Raw genomic sequence first — 8,590 nt, 5'->3', positions numbered from 1 at the left:
CGCCGCCGCTGAGCCAGATATCCCCCTCTTCCCGCATGCCTTCAGGCGAGATACCCGCCATGCTCCAGCGCTCCGGCAGCCGCCGTGAGGTGAGCAGCCTTCTCCTGGCGTCGCCGGTCATTCCCTGCAGCAGGGTATCGCTTATCCATGCCTCAATGTTCTGCTCCAGTTGCCGGCGTACCTGCTGCAGCGCCGGGTGCTCGCTGGCAGCAAGGATATCGGCAACCGCGGCGCTCCATTCCAGCCACGAGTTCCCCGTGGGCAGGGTCCGTTCACCCAGCTCTTCGCGGATCGCCGGCAGCAGTGGCAGTAACGGCAGCAAAGCGGAAAGCTGCGCCACGCCAGGCCAGAGCCGCCATTCCGGCTCCGATAACCGCGCCTGCAGATGCGCTACTTCCTGCTGCTGCGTTTTCATATCCGGCGTATCAAGGATCTTTTTCACCGACCAGACAAGCATCAGGTTAAGGTAGTTCTGGTACCAGGGTTGCAGTTCGGGGTAGTGCTGCATACCAGACACGACCCAGTGCAACGTCTCATCCGGCGTGGTGAGATCGCGTTGTAGCTGGAACGCGTGAATGGTCTGCAATGTGCGCATGGCCTCCGCCGCCGACGGCGGCATGACGCCGGTCAGACGGGCGACCAGGTCCATCACCAGCACATTGCCCGACAAATCATCCTGCACGACCTGCAAAAAGTTATGCAGCGTTTCCGCCCATGTTGGCGCAAGCATGGTGCGTTGATACCAGTTAACACCCAGTCGCCACAGCGGTTCCAGCATCTGACCGCCAGGCAACCAGCGCAATCCTGCGCCTACAGCCTGGCTAACCGCTGTCGACAGCGCACTGCGGTGAAATATCCCGCCCACCAAATTACCCAGTCGCTGAGTCAGGGACTGGCCAGGTTTGATAATTTGCAGGAACAGCGCGAACAGGTCGGCGGAGATCTCACCGCTAAGTTGCGATGTCAGTGATGTGAGATACGGATCCAGTCCTGCTTGCGCCATCAGTTGTCGCAAATCCGGATTATGGATCTGCATAAGCAGCCACTGTAATTGCTCGCTCGTCGCGCCCTGTACGGGGAAAGTCCCGGCCTGTTGGCTCAGGCGCAGTGCGCGGGTCAGTGCCTGCTGGTATCCCCCATACAGGCGGGGTAACACCACGTGATGAAACAGCGGGTGCATCAACATCTGCTGCAACCAGCTCAGCACTGCAGCCGGTGTGGCGGGTTCCGGCCATGCAGGAAACGGACTGTCCTGTAATGGAGCAACACTCTCCCGTATGTGTGTTGCCAGCGCACGCAGAGGTGCCAGCAGTTCCGGGGCGATGGCATCGCTAATGACCAGAATTTGAGCCAGATACTCCTCAAACCGACGCGTGCGCTCTCCGGCGAGCAGCCCGTTTAACGCCCCAACGATCATGCGTCCCTGATTCAGCAAACTGTCCAGCTTCCCGCGTATATCCTCTGGCAATAGCACAAGTACCACAGGTGTGTTTACCAGTTCGTTTAATGCCTGCATGACCTGTTGCGCACGCATTAACATGGAGGCATCGCTGTCTTCAGGTTGCGCCAGCAAGGCGGCCACACGGATCTGCACCTGGCTGATAACGTCAACGGCGGCCTGCCACTCCGGCGATAATAACGACCGTTGGTCCTGCAGCAATGTGGCAATCTGCGTGAATTTCCCGGAAATTGGCGCGTTGCTGGCGTTAATCTGTTGTGTGGCTTCCCAGATAGTTTCCGCCATTTGCCAATAGCCGGATGCCGTTATCATTGCCGCAACATACTCACGAAGCTGCGTCACCAGCGGCAGCGACTGCAACAGTTCCGCGTCGAGAATCTCATTTAGCCTGCGTAACCGCTGCGGTAAGGTCCCCTGGCGCAACAGGTCCGCGTGATGCAAAACAAACAGCAGATCTTGTGCGGCTTTCACTCCCGCGTCGGGAAGAATATCCGCATAACGCGCCATCACCACCGCCAGTTCATGGCTATCGGAGAGATCGACAGCATTCTGATAAAAATCGGCAAAACGCAGCGTAAACTGGGCGCTCGCACGCGCTGGCTCACGAATACCCGCAGGCAATAACGTATCGTGACGCAGCACCCCTTCCGCCGTCAGCCGTAGTAATGCCTCCCAGGAGAGCGCATGAGCATCGGTGCGAATCAGCTGCTGCCAGACTTCGGCAGCATCCGCATAACCGTCCAGCAGATCGCTGAACGTATGACTGGCAATGTTTGCCGTCATCCGCCACAACATTCCCCGAAATGCGCCGCCCGTTTCCGGCTTCACATAATCAACATCATCTTCATCCAGCCTCCATGGGGATACCGTCGTATCACGAATGTTTTCAGGCGCATATTCAGCGGGAATGGGTGTAGCGGCATGCGCATAGTCGGGCACAATATCCCCCTTGTGATTGGCATCACCACAGTCAGATTTTTTATTTAAGCATGAGCGACGTTGTCGCAATCGAGGTCGTCGTCGAGAGGGAAATCGGATTTTTCACACAGTAAACGCGGTAACAACCCACACAAATCGGACAGTGCGCGCTGTTCATCGGTGGATGTCTTATCTGATGATTTTTTTGGAGTAAAATCGCCTCGCTAAAACAGGATTACGCGAACAATGAACATCCGCCTAAAGCATAAGGAAATCATTTTTCACGCTTTCCGGTTAGAAAGAGGGGGATTGATATACGGCAGGATGCCAAGCACCTCTGACGTCATTTTTTTATCCGGCATGGTGATGGTCAGTTTTTCGAATACCAGAATACCGTCAAAGTCGATGAACTCGCTCTCATCACTGTCTGCTTCGTACTCATCTGTCGTTGTTGTTTCTGGCATTAACGTGGTTGGCTCTGTCGGTCCTGAGTGCGGAATGCTTCTTCTCACCCGAGGGAGCGGCTCCCCAACAAGAGCCTTCGCGTTGCCAGGGGCAAATGGCTTCGCCGCACCCGCATTGCTACCCGCCCCGGCAACGGAGGTCTCATCCAACGACAGTGCCGCCAGGTCCGATTTTGTCTCTTTAAACTGAATCTGATACGAGTCTCCCAGAGCGGCACTGATTGCCCCCCGTCGTTTATCTTCCCGGCAAGCAACGAAGATTAATTTCTTGTAGTTGTACTTCCCGTAAATACCTGTTTTATCTATCGCATTCAGCACATCACTCAGTTTTTTGTCTCTTCCGGCTGCTGGTGTTACGGATAAAATGTCAATATTTTCACGCAACGCATTTTGCCTGTTAAGCAGCACCGCCAGTGTCAGCTCTTCCTGCGGTGTTTTCTCATAGTGCATTAATGAATAATCCATCACCCGACCTTTACTCGTAGTGCCCGCTGTTAACTCAGTAAATTCGGAAGCCACTTTTTTCTGAACATTTCTGATCAGGCTGGCATAAAATATCGGCTCGGCATCACCGGCAAGCAACGTTACCGTCGGAAGATTGCCCGGCGGTTCGGCCAGCGTTTTTCCGTGCGGTCCCAAAAAAATCAGCTCCTTATTTTCCGGCAGTCGGTATTTACCACTGACACCGGTAAACCAGCCATGTGAGTTCAGGGCTAATGTTTCTGCCGGCTTGTCAGGAATGGTGGTCAGAGTGAAACTGTCATTCGCTTCGCCAATGACTTTGACTGACTTAACTTCCTCCTCACTGAGAAGCTTAAGCTGCACCTCAGCCGCTTTTCTGCGGCGCCCCACATCATCCAGGTCCTTGGTATTTGCCAGTCTCCTTCTGGCTTCTCCGTAGCGTGCCTCGTTATAAGCCTCCTCATCAAATTTGCCATCCACCATAAAATCTTCACGGTTGGGCCTGCCTTTTCGTTTAGGGTTGGCTCCCTTAATATCTTCTGCCGGCGGGGATTTCACTCTTCCCGCTGCCGCAGCATCTGCCACAGCATTTGCGGCGGCATCTGCCGGGTAATACCAGCGTGGCCGCCGTAGGACAAACGCATTGGGGATAAAGGAATTCGGGCCATAGTAAAAATAGTTACTGCGTCCGTCAAAATCAGTCATGGCAGTGGAAAGTGAGCGGTAGTCACCGTATTTAATCAGACTCCGGCTGGTGAGATTGGCATATTTCTGCGCCCATAATGACTCTGGCAAAATAATTGGTGCATTAAGCTCATAATAAATGTTACTAAACTGCCTTGCAGTCACATCAAAGACATAATCGCCGCCCCCTTTGGTACCCAGCACCACATAGTGATTCTTCGGCACCCTGTCCATACCGTTTGCGAAAAACGCGATGCCGCGATAGCGGATTTTTTCAAAGCCTTCCTTCCGGAGAAACGAAGCAACATAAGGCGCAACAGAATTGGCTTTCCCCAGAGGAGACTGGATGGCATCCTCTATTTCCCTTACCTTCCGGAGCCTTGTCAGGGTTTCACGGGCATCAAAAACCGATGCTCCGTCCAGGTTTGCCAGCACTTTTTCCTGCGGTAAACCTTCCCGCATCGGCTGTGCTGCCATCGTCACATCATCATCCGCATGTGCTGCAAGACGTGACGCACCTTTACCGCCGCCACGCAGCCCACCGTAGTTTTTATTGATTTTCCATTGTCCATTCTCAAAGATGACAGGTTCGCCATACGCAAAACGCCCCGGATTTTTCGGATCGACTGTACGCCATGTATCGGACGCATTATCCCAGCGTATTTGATAGGTGTTGTCGTCAACGCTGATGTAATACTCTTTTTTACTGTTCTGGGAAACAGAAGGTACATAAACATCAGTATCATTTATTTTCTGTTTAGACATTTTCATTATATCTATATCTGTACGTGCGTATTTTTTATTAATCCCGCGTGCTTGTGAAATCTGCTGAGCATCAGGAATAAGCGAACGAAGACTTTTGGATTTATTAAAGTGCTGAACGGTAAATTTTGCGATATCTTTGATCGCCAGCGGGTCAATAAGATCTATCAGCGCTATCACGCTAATTTTTAAAACTTTCAGCGCACTGAACGCGACATCTTTAGCCAATTCCCTGATCACATAGGACAGTAGCGCCTTACCGACTAACCCGTGTTTCACTCCCTGACTTAATAGTTCCGCTATCACTCTTATTTTATTCAGCACCGCGGCGATCTTAATGCCCGCGCCCACTACCACACAAACAATACCAATGACATCAAGCAGAACTGAGTCGACGTCAATTTTATATTCCGGGTCGTTATCGTGATAGTAAATCTCGCGATAAAAAGGAACCATTGCAAATGCAATCTGTTGTAGTACCGACGGGGTATAAAGTGACTTCTTACGGGCATCCGCCGTATTTTTAAACATAGACACCAGGCTGGTATTTAACGTTTTCACCAGATTTTCATGCGGTTGACTTGCATTCTCTTTTAAATCAAGAATCAATCCATAATATTTATCATCTGTGAAAGGCGTTGGGAACTTCAGTTCGCCTTCATCATTATAAACAGTGCTCAACAACGCTGTTCTAACATGCCGCCATTTAAAGTCAAAACTCCATAAAGAACCCGACTCTTTTTTGCCAAACCGTTCACGGAAAAAATCTTCTGAATAGACAGGGCCATAAGTCACGCCTTTCAGCGCAACAGGTGCCAGAGTAGTAATTTTGGACAAATAAGCATTTGCAGACATTTCCGCAGACGTATAAACCTTACTAAACAACGCGTCAGGAAAGAGTGAAAAGAAAATCCACCGATCATCATGTAATTGAACGAAAAGCATTTCCCCTGGTAGGATATCCTCATCATGTTCGGACATTTTTACATTGATGCGAAACCTTTTCTTTGTTTTCGCGAGAATATCAGCCAGTGTTAATCCGGAGATTAATAACAGATTTTTTGTCATCTCGCTGGCATCATAGGCACTGTATTTTTCTTTATAGACACTAAACTGATTGACATACTCTTTCTGCTCAGAAAAATATTCACTGTCCAGTAAACCAGAAAGTGGAGTGTATCCTTCTGGAATTTTAGTAATCTGGGTTAGGGGATTAAGGTGATAAATATCTGAATAGTAACCATCAACTATTTTGTTAAAATCCTGTCCTTGCAGATCCTTAGGTGTTTTTTTATTTTTCAAAATCCAGTAGAGTGTAGGTGCAAGGAAAGATAAAACTTCTGAGTTTTCATCAAAATGCAAATTGTTTTTATTTATTTTCTCTGCCTGATCATTTGCCCAAATAATATCGTTATAGTCATTTGACAGCGTATGTTTTTCAATATTAATAGACATTAACCGGTTCACCAGGTAGTTAAAAGCACTTTGTTGCTCGGACATTCGTATAACCAAATCTCTGGCAATCCTTATTGTATTTAATTCCTCAAGGTCTTTCTCACTATACGCATCCCTCTCTTTTATTACCATTTCGACTTCCTGAAGCGCGAGAGCAATGATTGCTTCTTCAACAATCTTTGAGGTTGTATCTTGATCTGTGGAGAGCGCCAGTTTGGGACCCAGTGTTTTTTTTGCCAGCGCTTCCCCTTGATCATAGCTTTTGTATTTATCGCTATGCTGTTTAATCAGCTTCTTATATTCTGAAATTTTATTCACGATGTTATTCGAGATCTTCTGCAGTTGTTCTCCTTTGGGTATCAATTTTTTAATTTTTTCGTATTCTTTCGCCGCAAGTATCGCTTGGGGATTGTCATGCGGGGATTGAAAACCAGTATGCATAGTACGCAGAAGCTCATTTCTCTTTGCATTAGCTTCAAGTAATTCCTTGTGTACCTCATCAACCTTAAGATGAATATTAAAACTCTCCAACACTTTTTTCTTTTTGCTAATATCCTGAACAACAATACGAGAATGCCAGGCAGCATAAATTTCCGTTGCATCAACAAACCCGGTCGAAAATGCCCTATAATAAATATCCAGCAATGCATCGTTCCACTCATTTTTTAGGCCCGGTAGCAATTGTTCTGTATGGTGCATCTGTTGCTGTAGGCGTATTACTTTCTTCTTGAGAAAGAGGATATTTTTTATTTTTTCATGATCGGGCTGTGTATAAATCCGATAAAACTCCTGCTCGATAATCTGAACCATCAGTTGTAACAATGCACTCCAACTAACAAAATCATGACCAGATAGCACCTTAAACAAAGCATGACGCGTTTCTTTGTCAATGAGGGTATTAAGCATCAAGCTATCAATAAACTCGCGGATAGCGCCTGGGGTTTCGGGGGCAGTTTCTCCGGCATAATCCCAAATGCCGTTATAATTATGTACGACGACATTCGTGGCATTGCCGCTAATCTTAACCGGTATGATCCCCGTATTGCCGCCGAGGAAGATAAACGGCCAGTATTTCTGGTTGAGATAAATATAGAGATCGCCGTTCGGCTGCCTGTACACACCTCCGTTGCCTTCCCGTGTCGGATGAAAACCGGCGCTACTGGCGGCATTAGCATCCCAGAGCTCGGCCTCTTCTGTTAACCAGACTGATGCGCTGGTATTGCGGGGGCGCTCAAAGTGACGGGTGGAGGGTAACTTATCCCGATCTTCCCACTGCATACTTTGCCTATTTTTGATGATCCTGATGGTTTTCGCGCTGTAATCCAGTTTCTTCTCAAAAATGGTGCCAATGTTGTTATACCCCAGTGCGGTATCCGATTTATTGATATTGACAGGCCAGAAGTTGGTCGCCACATAAATATAGGTATCCACCTTGGATGCCGTCCGGTAAATTCCGTTCTCTATCGATGACTTAAAATCTCCGGGGCGCGGCTGGTAGGCTTTACGTGGGTCAAACTCCTGTTCAACCCATTTTTCAACCTGCTCAGATACCACCCTCCGGCCAGGCATCACCATTGGCCGGAGGGTGGTGGCAATATCCCATTCGTTTTGCTTGCGGTTGACCCAGGTGGTTCCCGAACCGTTGCTGATGGCGCCCAAATCGTCGTTGATGAAGAGAAACGGCCAGTATCTGCCATGTAGAAAGATGTATAGTCGGTCATCCTGATAAATAGCACCATCACGACCGGGGTCTTCCTCATCGTAGGTAAATGCGTGTTCCGCTGACCATGTGCCCGCTTCCCGGTTAAGGGCAGCAGAGGCAGACGTCATCTTGTTGCTCTCCTGTGGCGACGCACTGGCAGGGATCTCAGATATGCCGGATGCGTCCAGACACCATTTCATGGCGACAGGATCGAAATTAACTTTCACCGACATACTGTTACTGGCGGGCCACTCCTGGTTGGAATAAAGCACGCCTGCCGTCGGAACCACCCGGTCAGCACGCATGGTAAAATGGAGAGTAATACAGCGATAGTTACCATCAACGTAGAGGTAATCGTATCCATTGCGCTGATAGACTTTTTCTTCCGGATAAATTAACGAGTATTCTGCGGCAGTTGCACTGGCAACAGCTTGTGGGAACGTTGTGTGGACATAATCGCCCAGACGACTGTCAATCGCGGTCTTGCGCGGTAACGCAGGCCAGTATTCAGGTGATACTTCCGGCGCGGGTGTCGTACTCTCTTCCGCCAACAGTCTTCGCCCCACGGCCCGGCGGACCCGGTCATGTCTTTCCGGCTGCGGAAGGTCAATGACTATCTGGTAATCCCTCTGCGCCAGCACGGCCTGCAACGCTGTCAAATCCTCTTCGCTCAGAACGTCCTGC

At 49.4% G+C, this 8,590-nt stretch carries 2 protein-coding genes; both read right to left on the bottom strand.

Going from position 1 to position 8,590, the window contains the following annotated elements; translation table 11 throughout:
• Positions 1 to 2,398: hypothetical protein (locus GA0061071_RS23060; RefSeq protein ID WP_139109696.1), on the bottom strand; the 2,398-nt coding region annotated here is incomplete at its 3' end.
• 260 nt (positions 2,399 to 2,658) lie between these two features.
• Entirely contained in the window at positions 2,659 to 8,457 is a 5,799-nt protein-coding gene (locus tag GA0061071_RS23055; protein ID WP_209446759.1) for a putative adhesin, read from the bottom strand.
• Between the last annotated feature and the right edge of the window lie 133 nt (positions 8,458 to 8,590).

The organism is Kosakonia oryzendophytica (genome assembly GCF_900094925.1).
Lineage (GTDB): Bacteria > Pseudomonadota > Gammaproteobacteria > Enterobacterales > Enterobacteriaceae > Kosakonia > Kosakonia oryzendophytica.
This window is presented reverse-complemented; position numbering and strand designations above follow the sequence as displayed.